Below are 18,415 nucleotides of genomic sequence, written 5' to 3'. Positions count from 1 at the left end.
TGCGCCCGGCCCATTTCCCCCTTGCTCAGCTGGAGTTGCAACGGAATGTCGATGTCGTGGGCCGACGTGCGCTTCATGCTGGAACGCATGCGCGGCCTGGTCCGGCGCGGCCTGGCCAGCCTGCGCACGCGCGGCCTCGGCCCCACCTGGGCACGCGTGCGACGGCAATTGGCGCGCCGCGCGCCGCCGATCTCCGAGCCACTGTATTTTCCCGCTGGCGGACCGTTCGCGCCGTTCTCGGTACCGGCCAGTGCCACGCCACGCGCCAGCATCGTGATCCCGGTCTACGACCAGGCGGCCTACACGCTCGCCTGCCTGCGCGCCATCGCGGAACATCCGCCGGCCGCGATGTGCGAAGTCATCGTCGTCGATGACGGCTCGACCGACGAGACCGGCGAATGGATGGCGCAGATCGCCGGGCTTCGCTACCACCGACGCGCCGCGAACGGCGGCTTCATCGCCGCCTGCAACGATGGCGCGGCGATGGCGAAGGGCGACTTCCTCGTCCTCCTCAACAACGACACCGTGCCCCAGCCCGGCTGGCTGGATGCGTTGCTGGACACGTTCGATGCGCACACGCAGGTCGGGTTGGTGGGTGCGCAACTGGTCTATCCCGACGGGCGCCTGCAGGAAGCCGGCGGCGTGGTCTTCGATGACGGCACTGCATGGAACTACGGCCGCTTCGACTCGCCCGACGATCCACGCTATGCCAGCGTGCGCGATGCGGACTACTGTTCCGGCGCGGCGATCGCCGTTCCCGCATCCCTGTTCCGCGACGTGGGCGGCTTCGATACCCGGTACGCACCGGCCTACTACGAAGACACGGACCTCGCCTTCGCGATCCGCGCCCGTGGCTATCGGGTCCTGTACCAGCCGGCGTCGCGCGTGGTGCATCTCGAGGGCATCACCTCCGGCACCGACACCGGCAGTGGTGCCAAGGCATACCAGCTGCGAAACCGCGGCGTGTTCGCCGCCAAATGGAAAGATGCGCTCGCAGGCCTGCTGCGGGCAGGCGACGTGCCGACCGCAGGGTCGGTGGTGCGCAGCAGGCAAGTGCTGGTCATCGATGCTGAAACGCCGCGGCCGCAGCACGATTCGGCGTCGCTGCGCCTGACCCACCTGATGACGATGCTGGTCGACGATGGCGCCCATGTGGTGTTCCTGCCCGCCGACCTGCGCCATGCGGGAGGCGACACCGTGCGGCTGCGCCAGCGGGGCATCGAAGTGTGGCAGGCCCCGTTCGCGGGACGCCCTTCCGCGTGGTTGCGCGAACATGGCCACCGGTTCGACGTGGTGATGGTGTCGCGCCACTATGTCGCCACGGAGTTCCTGCCACTGGTCCGGCGTTTCGCGCCGCAGGCACGCATGATGTTCGATACGGTCGACCTGCATTTCCTGCGCGAGATGCGCGGTGCCGAACTCGCAAACGACGCAGGCCTGCGTCGTGCGGCCGAGCGGACGCGCGCGCGCGAGCTGGCATTGATGAAGCAGGCGGACATCACGCTGGTCGTCAGCCCCACCGAGCGCGACATGCTGGCAACGCTGCTGCCGGACATGCAGGTGGAGGTGCTGGCGAACCTGCACGTGCTGGCGGATGGGGGACTTCCGTTCGAACAACGCCGCGACCTCGTGTTCGTCGGCGGCTTCCGCCATCCCCCCAACGTGGATGCCGTGCTGTGGTTCGGCCGGGAGATCTTTCCGCTGATCCGCGCACGGCTACCCGATATCCGCTTCCACTGCATCGGCATGGCGCCGCCGAGCGAGGTGCTGGCCCTGCAGGCGCAGCCCGGCATCGTGGTGCACGGACACGTGGTCGATCTGGACCCGTACATGGACGGTGTGCGCGTGGCGATCGCGCCGCTGCGCTTCGGCGCCGGCGTCAAGGGCAAGGTCAACCTCAGCATGGCGCACGGCCAGCCGGTCGTGGCGACGTCGTGCGCGAGCGAAGGCATGCACCTCGCCGATGGTCACGACGTCATGATGGCCGACGATGCCGGCGCGTTCGCGGATGCCGTGCTGCGGCTGTACGAGGATGCCGGCCTGTGGGCGCGACTGTCGGCGAACGGCCGCGAGAACATCGCACGCCACTTCTCGATGGATGCCGCGCGCGACACCGTCCGCAAGGTCTTCGGCTAGGGCGTGGGCGCGGCCTGCGCCGTGCGCACGCGGCCTTCGAAATCGACCAGGGACGGCACCGCCGCATCCAGCCGACGCGCCTCCTGCAGGGCCTGTGCCGCGAACGCCAGGTCGCCCGCACCCAGGCGCTCCGTTCCCACCGCGATCCATTTTTCCGCCAGCCGGCGGCGGGCATCCGGCAGTGCGGGATCGCGTGGCTGCACGGTCTGCCAGGCTTGCTGGCAGGCTTGCGCGCGACGGATGCGATTGGCGCGCAGTTCGTCTTCGTAGCAGCGGCGGACGGCGGGCAGCAGGCGCATCGCGGCCTGCTTCACGGCCGCGGCGTCAGGCGAAAGCGCCTGCGCTGCGCGGAGCGTGTCGTAGGCGCTTTCGCCCGGTGGGGTCAGCCAGTTGCCCTGTGCCTCGGCCTGCGCCATCCGGGCGAGCAGCGCACCGACACGCCGGTCTCGCTCACGCGGGGTGACGAGCGGTGTCGCATCTCGCCGCTGCCGCGCCTCGCGTGCGCGCGCCACGGCCTGTTCGGCCTGCGCCACGCGCACCGACCGCGGTGCCAGCGCACGCGCGATGTCCAGTTCGCGCTGCGCCCGTTCGAAATCGAAATCACCTGCCATGCGTTCCGCCTGGCTGGCATGCGCAATGCCGACCTGTTCCAGCCCCTGGCGTGCCGACGCATCGTCGGGCGCCGCCGCCAGCACCGCCTCGTAGGCGGTGCGCGCCGTGGCCAATCGGCCGCGCGCCAGATCCCGCGCCGCCATGCGCCGCCGTGCAGCCAGGGCCTCGGTCAACGCGGCCTCGGCCTGCGGCAGATCGACATGCCCCGGATCGAACATGCGCGCCGCCGTGATCCGCGTGGCCGCTTCACCCAGTTCGCCGCTCCGCAGTTGCGCATCCGCCTCCTGCAGCAGGTCGGACAGGGCATCCTCCCTGCCCTCCAGCGCTTCGATGCGCGTCGGCTGCAAGGCCAGCACGCGCTGGTACAGCGGCAGCGCCGCGTCCTCGCTACCCCACAGGCGCGCCGCCGCATGTGCCTGCGTCGCTGCCTGGAGGACGTCGTCGATGCCGGCATGCTCGGCCTCGCGCGCCCTCAGCCGCGCGGCCAGCGCGTCCGCCTGCGCCCGGGGTACCTGCAGGTCACGCGCCAGCGCGAGATGCGTGCGCGCTTCCTCGAACCGGTTCGCCTGCAGCGCGTCCCCGGAAGATCGCAGCGCCGCCAGCGCCACGCGACGCAATCCGTCCGCAGCTTCGGTCCGGTCCGTGTCCAGCGCCTGCGCCGCTTCGTACAGCTGGCGTGCGCCACTGCCATCGGCGGCATCCAGCCGTCCATTGCGGAGCGCTGTGTCGGCCTGGTCCAGCAGCGCCTGGATGCGCGTCTGCGGCCACAACCTGTCGGCCAGCGGCTGCCGCAGCACCACGACGAGGAGGATGAAAACGACGGCGACCACCGCCACCCAGCGCACATGCCTGCGGTCGCGCCACGCCGGGACCGATGCACGAGGCGCCGTGTCGCCGGACGCGCCGGCGCGCGTCCAGTCGATGCGCGGTTCGATGCGGCGGCCCCGTCCGTCGTCGTGGTGGTCTTCGCCGGTCACGTCCGCAGCATACCCAGTCAGCCTGAACGTCGCGCGTCTTCCACACCCGGCAATGCATCGAGTTTTCCCAGCAGCGTGGACAGCTGGCCGAAGTCCGCCACCTTCAGGCGCAACCGCAGGTGGACGCGGCCACTGGCGCGGTTGCCCTGGCTGTTGATGTCCAGCACGTTGGCTTCTTCCTGTGCGATCAGCGTGGTGATGTCCTTGAGCAGCCACTTGCGATCGAGCGCCGTGACCTGCACGTCGACCTCATAGCCACCACCCGCCTGCCCCCATTCCACCGGCAGCACGCGCTGCGGACTGGTAGCGGCCAGCCGCGCGAAGGCCGTGCAGTCGGCGCGATGCACCGTAACGCCACGCACGCGCGTCAGGTAGCCGGCGATCGGTTCGCCCGGCACCGGCTGGCAGCAGCGCGCGAGCTGCACCAGCAGGTTGCCCACGCCCTGCACCGTGAACTTGGATTTGCCGGGCGCCGCGACTTTGCGCGGCGGCCGCCGTACCGGCAGCGTCGCGGCCTCCGGTTCCGCGGCCGCACGCTGCTCTTCATGCAGCGCGCGCCCGACCTGGTGCGGACCCACGTCGCCCAGCGCGACCTGGATATAGAGCTCCTCGATGTTGTCGGCATGGAACTTCTTCGCCGCACCCGTCAGGTCGGCGTGGTGCAACCCGAGCCGCTTCAGCTCCTTTTCCAGCAGTTCGCGGCCGGCCTGCAGGTTGCGCGCACGATCCAGCTTGTGGAACCACGCGCGCACCTTGTCGCGCGAACGTCCACTCGCCAGGAAACCATTGGCCTGCAGCAGCCAGTCTCGGCGCGGCTCGGGTTCCTTCGAGGTCAGGATCTCGACACGGTCGCCGCTCCGCAGCACATGATTGAGCGGCACGATGCGGCCATTGACCTTCGCGCCACGCGTGCGGTGGCCCACCATCGTGTGCACGTGGTAAGCGAAATCGAGCACGGTACCGCCCTGCGGCAGGTCGACCACCTCGCCTTTCGGCGTCAGCGCATAGACCCGGTCCTCCACCAGTTCCGCATCCAGTTCGCCCGCGAGCGCACCCTCGCCGCCGGCGCCGTCGGCCGCGCCGTCCAGCAGCCGGCGCATCCAGGCGATCTTGCGGTCGAACGCGTCGCCGCCGCTCTTGCCTTCCTTGTACTTCCAGTGCGCGGCCACGCCCAGCTCGGCCTGCGCATGCATCTCGTGCGTGCGGATCTGCACTTCCAGCGTGCGGCCTTCCGGACCGACCACGGCGGTATGCAGCGAACGGTAGTCGTTGGCCTTCGGGCGTGCGATGTAATCGTCGAACTCGCTGGGAATGGGCACCCACAGCGCGTGCACGATGCCGAGCGCGGCATAGCATGCGGCGACGTCGTCGACCGCGATGCGGACCGCGCGCAGGTCGTACAGTTCGTCGAAACCGACCTGCTTGCGCTGCATCTTCCGCCAGATGCTGTAGATGTGTTTCGGCCGCCCGCTGACATCCGCGGCGATGCCATGCGCGGCCAGGCCATCGCGCAACGCGCCAATGACTGCACCGATGTAGCGCTCGCGGCCGACCCGCTTCTCGTCCAGCTGCGTGGCGATCTGCTTGTACGTCTGCGGTTGCAGATAACGGAAGGCGAGGTCTTCCAGTTCCCACTTCAGTTGCCAGATGCCCAGCCGGTTCGCCAGCGGTGCGTGGATGTCGCGCGTCAGCCTGGCCAGCGCCTGGCGTTCGCCCTCCGCCAGCGCACCGGCGGCGCGCATCCGGGCCAGCTGCCGGGCCAGCAGGATGGTCACCACGCGCAGGTCGCGCACGATCGCCAGCAACAGGCGCCTCAGGCCCTCGGTGTTGACGCTGCGGGTCTGCTCCGCATGCAGCGCCCAGACCTGCGCCGCCGCGACCTGGCCTTCCAGCAGATCGACGAGTCCGGGCACCTGTCTGCCGACCTGGCCGGCGATCGCGGACTGCACGCCCGGCAGTCCATGCAGGATCGCCGCCAGCACCACTTCCCCGTCCGCGCCGAGGGTGGCGAGCGTATCGAGCGTGTCCGCCAGCACATCGATCGGATCGGGCATGCCGTCTCCGGCCGCGTTGGCCGACGCCGCGTCCGACAGCGCACGACGCCACGCCGCCGGCAGCGCGTCGAGCGACGGCCGTTGCAGCAGGGTCGCGATGTCGTGGACCGGGGGAACCATCATGGAAACCAGGGACGGCCAAGCGCCGCCGGAATGACTACACTACCGGCCAGTCGACTGCGGGAACAACCATGAAGATGAGCCGCTTGTTTCTATCCATCGCGTTGGTGGCCGTGTCCACGTGCGCCATCGGGCAGGAGAATCCGCCCCTCGAGCCGCTGCGCGACGCGATGAGCGAAAGCGAGTTCAAGGCCGCCGGCCTGGACAAGCTGAGTCCTGCCGAGCTCGCCGCGCTGGATGCCTGGCTGCGAAACCGGGTGGGCCAGCAGACGGCGCAAGCGGTGGCGCAGGCCAAGCAGGAAGGCCGCAAGGAAGTCGAGCAGGAAACCCGCGGCTTCTTCGACTTCGGTACGGCCGAACCCATCGCGAGCACCATCGTCGGCGCGTTCAACGGCTTTGCGAAGGGGCGCCAGTACACGCTGGCCAACGGCCAGGTGTGGGAACAGGTCGAGTCCGCCTCGCTCGCCGGCGTGCGCCGCACGGATCCTGTCGTGAAGATCACGCCGTCCCGCTTCGGAAACACCTGGTTCATGAAGATCGACGGTTACAACACCGCCGCTCCCGTCCGCCGCATCAAGTGACGCCATTCCCGAGGAAACGACATCCATGCGCCCGATCCGAACCCTCCTGCTCGCCGCCCTGCTCGCGGCCGCCCTGCCGCTTCAGGCACGCGAATACGTCGCCATCGAAAAACGCCTCACCGCCGGGCAGATGAAAGCCACCGGGTTGGATCAACTGAGCGGCGAACAGCTCGCGCTGCTCAACACCCTGCTCGATGAAGACAGGAAGGCCGTCGTCGACGAGGTCCGCAAGGAGCACCGGGACGACGGCCCACGCGTGACCGGCACGCTGTTCGGCGGCAACGGACTGGACCCGGTGACCAGCACCTTGACGGGCGACCTGCGCGGCTGGTCGCGCGGCACGGTATTCACCCTGGAGAACGGCCAGCGTTGGCGCGTCATCGATGGCGAGTACTACGCGGGCAAGCCGCTCGGCAACGCCAAGGTCGTGGTATCGCCCGGCAAGATCAGCGGCTGGTACCTGCAGGTCGAAGGACACAACCCGCGACCCAAGGTACAGCGCGCCGACTGACGCGCGCGATGCCTCACCCGCGCAGCGCCTGCAGGCGCTGCGCGAGCTTCTTCGGCGAGATGCCGCTCTTCGCGCCCAGTTCCTGCGCGAATACCGATACCCGCAGTTCCTCCAGGTCCCAACGCAGCGCCTGCCAATCCGGCGACCGCACGATGCCATCGTCGTTCGCCTGCGCCAGTGCGTCGGCGAACGGCTTGAGTTCCAGCATGCGCGCCTGGTCCTTCGCAGGATCGCGCTTCGCGCGCTCGGCGCGCAGCGTCATCGCCTTCAGGTAGCGCGGCAGTTGCGCCAGCGCATCGGCCGGCGTGTCGCGCAGGAAGCCGGCATGCACCAGGCCCGCCAGCTGTGCGCGCAGGTCGTCGAGGTTGCCGCGCGCCCAGCCCATCAGCGGCGCGTCCAGCTGCGGTTTCAGTTCCGCCACCGCGGACAGGATCGCCTCGGCCAGTTTCAGCCGCTCCATCGCCTCGCCGAACAGGCGCTTGCCGGCATCGTCGCGCCGCTGCCCGAACGCGGCGCGGTCGCGGATCGCCTCCAGCCCTTCCGCGAGGACGGCATTCATGGCTGCATCGACGATGTCGCCGCGCAACCGTTCCTGCGATTCGATGGCCGCGTACAACAGCCCCGTCTTCGGCGAGACCGGCAGCTGCTTGCGCGCCTGCTTCACCTTGTCGGCCAGCGCGATCTCCAACAGGCGGCGCACGCCACCGGGATGCGCCGCAGCCGCTTCCGCACGGTCGGCGAACACCTGCAGCGCCACCGTCTCGCCGTCGTCGCGCAGGGCCGGATAGGCCGGCACACCCGCCTCGCCCGGCACCTCGCGGGGGATCGCCTGCGGCGGGAAATCGCGCAGGCCACTCGCCGCCATCTCGCGACCGGCGCGCGCGGCGAAGGCCTGGCCCGCCTTGGCACCGAAGCGTGCACGCAGGTCATCAAGGTCGCGCGACTCGGCCAGCACCTTGCCTTCGCCGCCGCCACGCGGGTCTTCGCGCAACCGCAGGTTCATGCGCAGGTGCGGCTCCAGCGCCGCCTCGTCGAAGTCGAGCGCACTCACCGCCACGCCGGTCGCACGCGACAGGAAGCGCGCCAGCTCGCCACGGAGGTCATCGGCGGTGGGTCTGGAAAAGGCTTCGTGGAACGCGCGACCGAAATCCGGCGCAGGCACGTAGTTGCGCCGCATCGCCTTGGGCAGGCTGCGGATCAGCCCGGCCGCCTTGTCGGCGACGAAGCCCGGCGCCAGCCACGACAGACGCGCGGGATCCAGCGCGTTGAGCAGGTGCAGCGGCACCTCCAGCGTCACGCCGTCGTCGACCGCACCCGGTTCGAACCGGTAGTGCAGCGGCAGCCGCGCATCGCCCAAGGCGAAGTACTTCGGATAGCGGTCTTCCTCACTGCCTTCGCCCGGCAACAGGTCGACCAGCGACCAGTGCAGCGCGCGGCGCTTGTCGGCCGGCAGCGCCTTCCACCACGTATCCAGGCCGGCGGCGGAATGGAGTTCGGACGGAATCCGGTCCAGGTACCAGCGCGCCTGCCAGTCCTCGTCGGCGACCAGGCCGGCGCGGCGCAGCTTGGCTTCCTCTTCTCGTGCCTGCTCCAGCGTCTTCAGATTGTCCGCAACGAAGCCGGCACGCGTGTTGATCTCGCCGGTCACCAGGCCCTGGCGTACGAACAGGTCGTGCGCTTCCCCCGGCGCAATGCGGCCGTAGTGCACCGGCTTCTTCGGCGCCAGCACCAGGCCGAACAGGCTGATCTGCTCCGACGCCAGCACCTGGCCCTGCGCACGCGACCAGTGCGGGTCGAAGTGCTTGCGCAGCAGCAGGTGCGGCAGTTCGGCGATCACCCAGTCCGGCTCGATCGCCGCCAGGGTCATGCCCCATACCTTCTGCGTGTCCAGCAGGTTGGCTGCCAGCAGCCACGGCGGTGGACGCCTGGACAGCGGCGACCCGGGGAACGGCAGGAAGCGGCGCTGGCGTGGCGCCTGGAAATCGCCCTTGTCGATGCGATGGCCGATCTGCGTCGGCAGGCCGGCCACCAGCGCGCGGTGCAGCGTCTGGTAGGCGCTGGCGCGCACGCGCTCACTGAAGCCGCCGCCGGCAGGCGCCTGGTCCTGCTGCGCACGCACCGCGACCGGCGCCGGCGCGGGCTCGGCCTTGCCTTCGCGCACCAGGCGCGCGGCGCGATGCAATTGGCCGCGCGTGGCCTTCACCGCCGCGGCGCTGTCATCGCGTGCGGCAGCCGGTGCGCTGCTGCCGGCGAGCAGCGGCGCCAGCGACGCCTCGTTGTCTTCTTCCCTCCAGCCCAGCTCCTCGCACAGCAGGCGCAGCTGGCGATGCAGCTCGCGCCATTCGCGCATGCGCAGGAAGCCCAGGAAATGGCGGCCGCACCAATCGCGCAGCTTCGACTGGGTCAGGTCCTCGTGCGCCTGGCGGTAGGCGTCCCACAGCCGCAGCACGCCGACGAACTCGGAACGGCCATCCGCGAACTGCGCATGCGCGCTGTCTGCGGCGCCGCGCGCCTCGGCCGGACGTTCGCGCGGGTCCTGGATGCCGAGGAACGAGGCGATCACCAGCATCGGCCGCAGGCAGCCGGCCGCCTGGGCCGCCACCAGCATCCGCGCCAGCTTCACGTCCACCGGCAGGCGTGCCATCTGTTTGCCGATCGCGGTCATGCGGCGCTCGGCGTCGATGGCGCCCAACTCCGTCAGCTGCTGCCAGCCATCGGCGACGGCGCGCTCGTCCGGGGATTCCAGGAACGGGAAGTCCTCGATCCGGCCCAGGCCGAGCTGCAGCATGCGCAGGATCACGCCGCCCAAACTGGAACGGCGGATTTCCGGATCAGTGAATTCCGACCGCGCCTGGAAATCCGCCTCGGCATACAGCCGGTAACAGATGCCCTCGGCGACGCGCCCGCAGCGGCCCTTGCGCTGGTTGGCACTGGCCTGGGAAATGGGTTCGATATGCAGGCGGTCCAGCTTGTTGCGCGGGCTGTAGCGCTTGACGCGCGCGAAACCGGGGTCGACCACGTAGCGGATGCGCGGCACCGTCAGCGAGGTTTCGGCGACGTTGGTGGCCAGCACGATGCGCCGGTTCGGACCGGGATTGAACACGCGGTCCTGGTCCTGGTTGGACAGGCGCGCATACAGCGGCAGCACCTCGGTCTGGCGGTACTTGCGGCGCTCCAGCGCCTGGTGCGCGTCGCGGATCTCGCGCTCGCCGGGCAGGAATATCAGCACGTCGCCGCGCGCATCCAGCCGGGTGATCTCGTCCACCGCCGCCACGATGCCGTCGTTGACGGTGCGGTCGCCTTCCTGCTCGCCCTCGCCTTCCAGCGCGCGATAGCGCACCTCCACCGGATAGGTGCGGCCTTCCACGCTGATCACCGGCGCGTCGTCGAAGTGTGTGGCGAAGCGTCCGGTATCGATGGTCGCCGAGGTGACGATGACCTTCAGGTCGCGACGCTTGCGCAGCAACTGCTTCAGGTAGCCGAGCAGGAAGTCGATGTTGAGGCTGCGTTCGTGCGCCTCGTCGACGATGATCGTGTCGTACGCCGACAGCCAGCGGTCGCTGGCGATCTCCGCCAGCAGGATGCCGTCGGTCATGAACTTGATGTGGGTGTCTTCGCCGACCTGGTCGTTGAAGCGCACCTGGAAGCCGACCGCGCGGCCGACCTCCGTCTTCAACTCCTCGGCGACGCGGCGCGCGACCGCACGCGCGGCGATGCGGCGCGGCTGGGTGCAGCCGATCATGCCGGCCACGCCACGACCGGCGGCCAGGCACAGCTTGGGCAGCTGGGTGGTCTTGCCGGAGCCGGTCTCGCCCGCGATCACCACGACCTGGTGGTTCCGGATCAGCTCGACGATGCGCTCGCCCTCGCGCGCGATCGGCAGGGCGTCGTCCAGCGTCACCGCCGGCACGGTCGATAGTCGCCGCTCGCGGGTGGCGATCGACGCCGTCAATGCTTGCTCGAACGCCTGGCGCGCACCGGCATCGGCCGGCTTGCCCTGCCAGCGCGACCACAGCCCGTGCAGGCGGCCACGGTCGCGGCTCAATGCACGGTCGAGCGCACGCCGGCCGTGGTCGAGGGCGGCACGGTCGGGACCGGCGGGGGACGGGTTACGGGGAGTACTCATTCTTCAGCAGGCCGTTGAAACTTTTCGCTCACGCCACATGTTCTAGTGTGTCCATTGTGCCGTCTCAACCCACCTACAGGAGCATCCGCATGGCCAAGACCAAGTCCAAGCCCGCCAAGAAAACCAAGGCCCCCTCCGTGGCCGCCCCGCTCGCGGCCGCCCCGTCGGCACCGAACATCGATATCGGGATCAGCAGCGGCGAACGCAAGAAGATCGCTGATGGCCTGTCGCGCTTCCTCGCCGACAGCTACACGCTCTACCTGAAGACCCACAATTTCCACTGGAACATCACCGGCGCGATGTTCAACTCGCTGCATACGATGTTCGAGACGCAGTACACCGAGCAATGGACGGCGCTGGACGAGATCGCCGAGCGCATCCGCGCGCTGGGCTTCAATGCGCCGGGTTCGTACCGCGAGTTCGTCAGCCTGACCTCGATCGCGGAAGAGCCGGGCCTGAGCGACAGCGCCGACTGGCGCGAGATGGTCCGCCAGCTGGTCATCGGCAACGAGGCGGTCTGCCGCACGGCACGCAAGGTGCTGGACATCGCCGACGATGCCGACGACGCGCCGACCGAGGACCTGCTGACGCAGCGTCTGCAGACGCACGAGAAGTACGCATGGATGCTGCGGTCGCTGTTGCAATAACTGGCACACGAGAGACACACAGAACGCCCGGCTGGTCCGGGCGTTCTGCTGTCTGACCCTCGAAGTCCCTCTCCCTGTGGGGGAGGGGTTGGGGTGAGGGCCAACGAAGTCCATGTCTTCGCACCGCGTTGGCGGTTGCCACATTCGCGATGGGATCTACTTTTGATGGCCTGGCGGGAGACGTTTTTATCTCGGACACATGGTGCCGCTCGCCACGGGGGCGTCCCTTTCTTTGCTCGTGCAAAGAAAGGAACCAAAGAAACACGCCCCAGGCGGCACGCCCTGCGCTTCGCTCCGGGTCCGCGAGCGGGCCGGGAATTTTCGTAAGGCACATCCATGTGCCATACGAAAACGCCGTCATCCATGACGGCGCCCTTCTGGTTTTACCCGGCCCACTCGCCGTGCCTCACGGGGACCCCTGAAGCGTGAGCAAAGCCGGCGTCGTTTGTATCTGGGGTGGCTCCTGGGTCCCCTGAGGTCCGGCAGTCACGGCGGGTAAAACCCGAAGGGCGGCGCACAAGGATGTGCGCCGTTTTCGGCCGGGGCAGGATGCCCCGTACGAAAATTCCCGCCGGGACTGCGCACCCGCCGCGTGCGGCGGGCGGACCGCCGGGGTGTGCTTTCTTTTGCTTACTTTTCTTTGCACAAGCAAAGAAAAGTAAGGCCCCCGCGGCAGGCGGCGCCATCTAAAAAGGATAGAACAACCGTTCTGCAAGGCCATCGAACCAAAGCGCCATCGTGGATGTGGTGACAACAAAGGAAGCTCAAAGACACGGACTCCGTTGCCCCTCACCCCAACCCCTCTCCCGCCGGGAGAGGGGCTCAGACGCAGGGAAATGGCCTTTCAGTGACCCGCTCGAGTCAGGATGAACTCCCACCCCACGCCACACGGATTTCCGATCCCCCCCGGCACCCACTGACCGGGCCGACACCCGTCATCGCGTTATCCTTGTCCCCATGTCGTCCCCCGCCCTCGAAACACTGCAGCGCGTCTTCGGTTACAGCGCCTTCCGCGGCCACCAACAGGCCATCGTCGAACACATTGCCGCCGGCCACGATGCCCTGGTCCTCATGCCGACCGGCGCCGGCAAGTCGCTGTGCTACCAGGTGCCCGCGCTGCTGCGCGAGGGCACCGGCATCGTCGTCTCGCCGCTGATCGCGCTGATGCAGGACCAGGTGGACGCACTGCGCCAGCTGGGCGTGCGCGCGGCCTTCCTGAACTCCTCGCTGGCCGCGGACGAAGCCCAGCAGGTCGAACAGGCCCTGCTGCGCGGCGAGCTGGACCTGCTGTACGTGGCACCGGAGCGGCTGCTGACCGGGCGCTTCCTGTCGCTGCTGGACCGCAGCCGCATCGCGCTGTTCGCCATCGACGAAGCGCACTGCGTGTCGGCGTGGGGCCACGACTTCCGGCGCGAGTACCTGGAACTGGCCCTGCTGCACGAACGCTGGCCCGACGTGCCGCGCATCGCGTTGACCGCCACTGCCGACCCGCCGACGCAACGCGAGATCGCCGAGCGGTTGAACCTGGTGGAGGCCGAGAAGTTCGTCAGCTCGTTCGACCGCCCCAACATCCGCTACACCGTGGTGCAGAAGGACAATGCGCGGCACCAGCTGCGCGACTTCCTGCGCAATCGCCGCGGCGAGGCCGGCATCGTCTACTGCCTGTCGCGCAAGCGCGTGGAACAGTTCGCCGATTACCTGGCCGAGCAGGGCTTCAACGCACTGCCCTACCACGCCGGTCTCGACGCCAGCGTGCGTGCGCACAACCAGCGCCGCTTCCTGCGCGAGGACGGCATCGTCATGGTCGCGACGATCGCCTTCGGCATGGGCATCGACAAGCCCGACGTGCGCTTCGTGGCGCACATGGACCTGCCCAAGTCGATGGAAGGCTATTACCAGGAGACCGGCCGCGCCGGCCGCGACGGCGAGGCCGCCGAAGCCTGGCTGTGCTACGGACTGGGCGACGTGGTGCTGCTGAAGCAGATGATCGAACAGGGCGAGGCCGGAGAAGAGCGCAAGCGCCTCGAACGCCGCAAGCTGGACCAGCTGCTGGGCTACTGCGAATCCACCCAGTGCCGGCGTCAGGTGCTGCTGGCGGGCTTCGGCGAAACCTATCCGCACGAGTGCGGCAACTGCGACAACTGCCTGAGCCCGGCCGAGACCTGGGACGCCACCGAGGCCGCGCAGAAGGCACTGAGCTGCGTGTACCGCAGCGGCCAGCGCTTCGGCGTGAACCATGTGATCGACGTGTTGCGCGGCAGCGAGAACGAGCGCATCCGCCAGTGCGGACATGACCACCTGACCACCTACGGCATCGGCAAGGATCTGGATGCCACCGCGTGGCGCAGCGTATTCCGCCAGCTGGTGGCCTGCGGGTTGCTGGAAGTCGAGGCGGAATTCGGCAGCCTGCGCCTGACCGAAGGCAGCCGTGCCGTGCTGCGCGGCGAACGTCGCCTTCAGCTGCGCAAGGAGCGGCGCGAAAAGCGCGAACGCGATCGCGGCTCGCGCAGCGGCGTACCGGTGCAGGCTGCCGACCTGCCGCGCTTCCAGGTACTGCGCGACCTGCGCGCGCAACTGGCCCGCGAGCAGAACGTGCCCGCCTACGTCATCTTCCACGACAGCACGCTGCGCAACATCGCCGAACAGCAGCCCGGCACGCTGGATGAACTGGGGCGGGTCGGCGGCATCGGCGGCGCCAAGCTGGAGCGCTATGGCCAGCGCGTCCTGGACGTACTGGGCGCGGTGGGATGAGTTCCCCGCCTCGGGCGTCGATCTCAGCCGACGTTCAATCCCGGACTGTTAGCTTGCTTCGCAGGCCCGCCACTCGATGGGCCGCCGTTCCGGGACTCCCCATGAAGACCCTGCCTGTTGCGTTGCTGGCCCTGATGACCGCCGTGCCTGCGTTCGCGCAGTCGAATGCGGAAGCGCTGGACCTCAGCCTGCCCCGGTCGGCCACCTACGCCAAGGATCCCCCCGGCACCTGGTACGGCGACACGCAACCGGCACGGCCGAAGAAGGGCGCCGTGGCCGCCACGCCAATCGATCCCTGCGTGTACTACGGCGACGATGACGGCGATGGCGTATCGGGCAGCGTCACCACCGGCATCGGCTACAGCAAGGGCCATGGCCACAGCACCTACAACGCGGCCAACCTCAATCTCTGCAAGACCACGTACGACGATGAAGGCAAGCCGCGTACGTTCAACTTCAACCTCAACGTCGACCGCTACGACGGCCCCGGCGGGTATTACGGCGGCCCGTATGGCGGTTATCCCGGCGGCCCGATGATGCGCGGCGCACCGCGCCCGTAAGCCTTCAGTCGCGGGTGGCGACGCGCGCGACCAGGGCCACCGCCACCAGCAGCACGACCAGCAGGCCCAGCGCCGCCGCCAGCGAGGTGAGCTTGGCGATGAACCCCAGCGCGGCCGGCCCGAGCAGTACCCCCGCATAGCCCATCGTGGTGACCGCAGCGACCGCCAGGTGCGTGGGCATGCGGCGCTGGCGTCCCGCTGCGGAGAACATCACCGGCACCACGTTCGCCGCGCCCGCACCGACCAGCGCGAACCCCGCCATCCCGGCCAGCGGCGACGGCACCAGGATCGCCAGCATGAAGCCGGCCGCCGCGACCAGCGCACCGCACACCACTACGCGGAACGCGCCCAGCGCCTGCACGATGCAGTCGCCGGCCAGGCGGCCGATCGTCATCGTCACCGCAAAGGCGACGTAACCGAAGCCGGCGGTGGCCGGATCGGCATTCCGCACGGACGTCAGGAAGACCGCACTCCAGTCCAGCACCGCGCCCTCGGACAGGAACATCGCGAAGCACACCGCGCCGACCAGCAGCACGCGCCCGCGCGGCAGCACGAACGCAGGATGGTCGCCGTCGCCGCCATCGACCAGCAGTCCGCGACGAGCACCGGCCAGCAACACGGCGGCGATCACCGCCATGCCGCCGATCGCCAGCAGCGGCGACGCACCGAGGGCCAGCGCGCCGGCCACGCCGCCCGCGCCGGCGATGCCGCCGACGCTGTACATGCCGTGGAAGCCGGACATCATCGCGCGCGCGCTGGCGCGTTCGACGATCACCGCCTGCACGTTCATCACCACGTCGAGCACGCCCAGGCTCGCGCCGAACACGGCCAGCGCCAGCGCGAGGACGGGAATGCTGGGCGCCAGCATCAGCGCGGGCATGCACAGGCAGATCATCGCGCCCGCAGCAATGATCGAGCGACGGCAGCGAAGCGCGCGGCCAGTCCGCCCGCCAGCGGCATCATCAGCACCGATCCCACGCCGAGGCACAGCAGCATCAGGCCGAGCTGGCCATCGTCCAGCGCGAGTTTCCGCTTGGCGAACGGAATCAGCGGCGCCCACGCCGACACGGCCAGGCCGCCGATGAAGAAGGCGATGCGGGTGGCGATACGCTCGCGCGCACCCGGCGCGTCCTCATGCACCGGCATGCGGCGTCAGGGCGCCTGCAGTTCGAACGGGACCGCCTCGCCGGCGGCGCTGGACGGTGCGACCCACAGGTCGAACAGGCCGGGCTCGGCGATGGGACGGTTGTCGACCCCGTGGAATTCGAGGTCGGCGCGCGCCAGGGTGAACTCGACGTCCTGCGATTCGCCAGCGGCCAGGGTGATCTTGCGAAAGCGTTTCAGCTCGCGCACCGGACGCACGCGGCTGGCGGTGCGGTCGCGCAGGTACAGCTGCACGACCTCTTCACCCTTGCGCGTGCCGGCGTTGGTGATGCGCGTGCGGATGGTCAGGGTGTCGTGCCAGCTCAGCGTCTGCGTATCCAGTTGCGGTACGCCGTAGTCGAAGCGGGTATACGACAGGCCGTGGCCGAACGGATACAGCGCCGCGTGCGACACCTCGCGCCAGCGCGTCTGGAAGAAGCGCGGCGTGCCCGGCACGTTGGGACGACCGGTGGCGGGATGGTTGTAGAAGTACGGCTGCTGGCCCGCATCCTGCGGGAAGCTCACCGGCAGGCGCGCTGAGGGGTTGTAGTCGCCGAATACGACGTCGGCGATGGCAGGACCCGTCTGCGTGCCGAGGAACCAGCCCACCAGGACCGCCTGCGCCTCGCGCACCGCGCCCTCGAGCGCCAGCGCACGGCCGTTGCGCAGCACGACGACGACCGGTGTACCGGTGGCGGCGACCGCTTCGGCCAGTGCCTGCTGCGCGGCTGGCAGCACGATATGCGTACGCGATTGCGCCTCGCCGGAAAACTCGTGCGGTTCGCCCACGGCGAGCAGCACGACATCGGCCGCGCGCGCGGCGGCGACCGCGGCGTCGATGCCGCCCTCGATCGCTTCTTCGACGCCGCAGCCCGGCTCGACGACCAGCGCGGTCGGATCGTCCAGCGCGGCGCGCACGCCGGTTTCCACATCCACCATGCGCGCGGCATCGCCGAAGATGTTCCAGCAGCCGCCGAGGTTGGCGGTGTCCTGCGCGAACGGCCCGATCAGCGCGATGCGCTGCCCCGCCTTCTTCAGCGGCAGCACGTCGCCTTCGTTCTTCAGCAGCACGATGGAGCGGCGCGCGCAGTCGCGTGCCAGCGCGTCGTGCGCGGCGATATGCGATTGATCCGTTTCGCGTTCGGCATCGAGGCAGCGGTAAGGGTTGTCGAACAGGCCGACGGCCGCCTTCACGTGCAGCACGCGGCGCACGGCTTCGTCGACCTCGCCCATCGTCAGCCGGCCCCGCTCGACCAGCGTCGCGACATGGCCGGCATAGATGCCGCTCTGCAGGCTCATGTCCAAACCGGCCGACAGCGCCTTCTGCGCAGCATCGGCTTCGTCGCTGGCGTAGCCGTGCGCGATCAGTTCGAGGTCGGAGGTGTAGTCGGAAACGACGAAGCCTTCGAACTTCCACTCGCCGCGCAGGATGTCGGTCAGCAGCTCGCGGTTGGCCGACGCCGGCACGCCGTTGATGTCGTTGAACGAACTCATCAGCGTCAATGCGCCCGCATCGATTGCCGCCTTGAACGGCGGCAGGTGCACGTCGCGCAACGTCTGCGGCGCCATGTCCACGAAGTTGTAATCCAGGCCGGCGGAGATCGCGCCGTAGGCGGCGAAGTGCTTGGGCGTGGTCAGCAGCGAGTCGGCGGCGGTCAGGTCCTTGCCCTGGAAACCGCGCACGCGGGCGGCGGCGAGTTCGCAGGACAGGTACACATCTTCGCCGGAGGTTTCCGCCACGCGGCCCCAGCGCTGGTCGCGCGCGATATCGACCATCGGCGCGAACGTCCAGTGGATGCCCGCGGCAGTGGCTTCCTTCGCGGTCGCGCGTGCGGTGCGTTCGGCGAGATCGGGTTCGAAGCTGGCGGCTTCGCCCAGCGGGATCGGGAACACCGTGCGCATGCCGTGGATGACGTCGGCGCCCAGCAGCAGCGGGATGCCCAGGCGGCTTTCCTCCACCGCGATGCGCTGCGCCTCGCGGCCTTCCGCCGCGCCTACGCCGTTGAACAGCGCGCCAACGCGGCCGCTGCGGATCTGCTCGCGTACCTGCTCGGCATCGCGCGCGAAGGTCTCCGGATTGACCTCGAAGGCGAACGGCCGCAGCGCGTCGGCGAAGGCGCCGAGCTGGCCGATCTTCTCCTCCAGCGTCATCTCGGCGATCAGGCCTTCGATCCTTCGCTGATGCGGCATGTACGCG

At 69.2% G+C, this 18,415-nt stretch carries 12 protein-coding genes; 6 read left to right on the top strand and 6 right to left on the bottom strand.

Going from position 1 to position 18,415, the window contains the following annotated elements; translation table 11 throughout:
- The first annotated feature begins 45 nt into the window (after positions 1-45).
- The gene (locus V7060_RS01765) at positions 46-2,136 is read left to right on the top strand and encodes a glycosyltransferase (RefSeq protein WP_334177542.1); all 2,091 of its coding nucleotides are present in this window, start codon (positions 46-48) and stop codon (positions 2,134-2,136) included.
- Here V7060_RS01765 and V7060_RS01760 read toward each other — a convergent pair.
- Together V7060_RS01760 and V7060_RS01755 are read right to left on the bottom strand one after the other, a co-directional pair.
- Positions 2,133-3,725 (bottom strand): hypothetical protein, encoded by a 1,593-nt coding sequence (locus V7060_RS01760; RefSeq protein ID WP_334177541.1) that lies wholly within the window; start codon positions 3,723-3,725, stop codon positions 2,133-2,135. The two genes, V7060_RS01765 and V7060_RS01760, sit on opposite strands and share 4 nt — an antisense overlap.
- Positions 3,726-3,742: 17 nt before the next feature.
- Positions 3,743-5,902 carry a bifunctional (p)ppGpp synthetase/guanosine-3',5'-bis(diphosphate) 3'-pyrophosphohydrolase gene (locus tag V7060_RS01755; protein WP_334177540.1) on the bottom strand — a complete coding sequence of 720 codons (2,160 nt, stop codon included), beginning with the start codon at positions 5,900-5,902 and terminating at the stop codon, positions 3,743-3,745.
- A gap of 68 nt (positions 5,903-5,970) precedes the next feature.
- On the opposite strand from V7060_RS01755, the gene V7060_RS01750 reads away from it, so the two are divergent.
- On the top strand, positions 5,971-6,480 hold the full coding sequence (locus V7060_RS01750) for a hypothetical protein (protein ID WP_334177539.1): 510 nt from the start codon (positions 5,971-5,973) through the stop codon (positions 6,478-6,480).
- 25 nt (positions 6,481-6,505) lie between these two features.
- Positions 6,506-6,991: a hypothetical protein gene (locus tag V7060_RS01745; RefSeq protein WP_334177538.1), complete on the top strand. Its 486-nt coding sequence runs from the start codon at positions 6,506-6,508 to the stop codon at positions 6,989-6,991.
- Positions 6,992-7,004: 13 nt separating this feature from the next.
- Here the strand turns inward: V7060_RS01745 and hrpA are convergent, their stop codons facing one another.
- On the bottom strand, positions 7,005-11,117 hold the full coding sequence (gene hrpA / locus V7060_RS01740) for an ATP-dependent RNA helicase HrpA (protein ID WP_334177537.1): 4,113 nt from the start codon (positions 11,115-11,117) through the stop codon (positions 7,005-7,007).
- Between the two features lie 89 nt (positions 11,118-11,206).
- Here hrpA and V7060_RS01735 point away from each other — a divergent pair, with 89 nt between their 5' ends.
- The 3 genes from V7060_RS01735 (at position 11,207) to V7060_RS01725 (ending at position 15,075) form a co-directional block, all read left to right on the top strand.
- Entirely contained in the window at positions 11,207-11,764 is a 558-nt protein-coding gene (locus tag V7060_RS01735) for a Dps family protein (RefSeq protein WP_334177536.1), read from the top strand.
- Between the two features lie 957 nt (positions 11,765-12,721).
- Entirely contained in the window at positions 12,722-14,515 is a 1,794-nt protein-coding gene (gene recQ / locus V7060_RS01730; RefSeq protein ID WP_334177535.1) for a DNA helicase RecQ, read from the top strand.
- A 101-nt stretch (positions 14,516-14,616) separates the two neighbouring features.
- A complete protein-coding gene (locus tag V7060_RS01725; RefSeq protein ID WP_334177534.1) occupies positions 14,617-15,075 on the top strand; it encodes a hypothetical protein in 459 nt (152 codons plus the stop codon).
- Positions 15,076-15,079: 4 nt separating this feature from the next.
- Here V7060_RS01725 and V7060_RS01720 read toward each other — a convergent pair whose 3' ends face one another.
- From V7060_RS01720 to V7060_RS01710, 3 genes are read right to left on the bottom strand one after another with little or no spacing between them, the layout of a single operon-like run.
- Complete coding sequence (locus tag V7060_RS01720) at positions 15,080-15,955, bottom strand: MFS transporter (RefSeq protein WP_334177533.1); 876 nt, start codon at positions 15,953-15,955, stop codon at positions 15,080-15,082.
- Between the two features lie 11 nt (positions 15,956-15,966).
- A complete protein-coding gene (locus V7060_RS01715; protein WP_334177532.1) occupies positions 15,967-16,221 on the bottom strand; it encodes a hypothetical protein in 255 nt (84 codons plus the stop codon).
- 6 nt (positions 16,222-16,227) lie between these two features.
- The gene (locus V7060_RS01710) at positions 16,228-18,408 is read right to left on the bottom strand and encodes a glycoside hydrolase family 3 N-terminal domain-containing protein (RefSeq protein WP_334177531.1); all 2,181 of its coding nucleotides are present in this window, start codon (positions 18,406-18,408) and stop codon (positions 16,228-16,230) included.
- Positions 18,409-18,415: the final 7 nt, after the last annotated feature.

It is taken from the genome of Pseudoxanthomonas sp., from assembly GCF_036845285.1.
Classification (GTDB): Bacteria; Pseudomonadota; Gammaproteobacteria; order Xanthomonadales; family Xanthomonadaceae; genus Pseudoxanthomonas_A.
Note: the sequence above shows the minus strand (reverse complement) of the source record. Positions and strands in the feature narration are given on the sequence as shown.

Coding starts and splice junctions, on each gene's coding strand:
- V7060_RS01765 (WP_334177542.1), top strand. CDS start 46: ATGTCGATGTCGTGGGCCGACGTGCGCTTCATGCTGGAACGCATGCGC.
- V7060_RS01755 (WP_334177540.1), bottom strand. CDS start 5,902: ATGATGGTTCCCCCGGTCCACGACATCGCGACCCTGCTGCAACGGCCG.
- V7060_RS01750 (WP_334177539.1), top strand. CDS start 5,971: ATGAAGATGAGCCGCTTGTTTCTATCCATCGCGTTGGTGGCCGTGTCC.
- V7060_RS01745 (WP_334177538.1), top strand. CDS start 6,506: ATGCGCCCGATCCGAACCCTCCTGCTCGCCGCCCTGCTCGCGGCCGCC.
- hrpA (WP_334177537.1), bottom strand. CDS start 11,117: ATGAGTACTCCCCGTAACCCGTCCCCCGCCGGTCCCGACCGTGCCGCC.
- V7060_RS01735 (WP_334177536.1), top strand. CDS start 11,207: ATGGCCAAGACCAAGTCCAAGCCCGCCAAGAAAACCAAGGCCCCCTCC.
- recQ (WP_334177535.1), top strand. CDS start 12,722: ATGTCGTCCCCCGCCCTCGAAACACTGCAGCGCGTCTTCGGTTACAGC.
- V7060_RS01725 (WP_334177534.1), top strand. CDS start 14,617: ATGAAGACCCTGCCTGTTGCGTTGCTGGCCCTGATGACCGCCGTGCCT.
- V7060_RS01720 (WP_334177533.1), bottom strand. CDS start 15,955: ATGCCCGCGCTGATGCTGGCGCCCAGCATTCCCGTCCTCGCGCTGGCG.
- V7060_RS01715 (WP_334177532.1), bottom strand. CDS start 16,221: ATGCCGGTGCATGAGGACGCGCCGGGTGCGCGCGAGCGTATCGCCACC.
- V7060_RS01710 (WP_334177531.1), bottom strand. CDS start 18,408: ATGCCGCATCAGCGAAGGATCGAAGGCCTGATCGCCGAGATGACGCTG.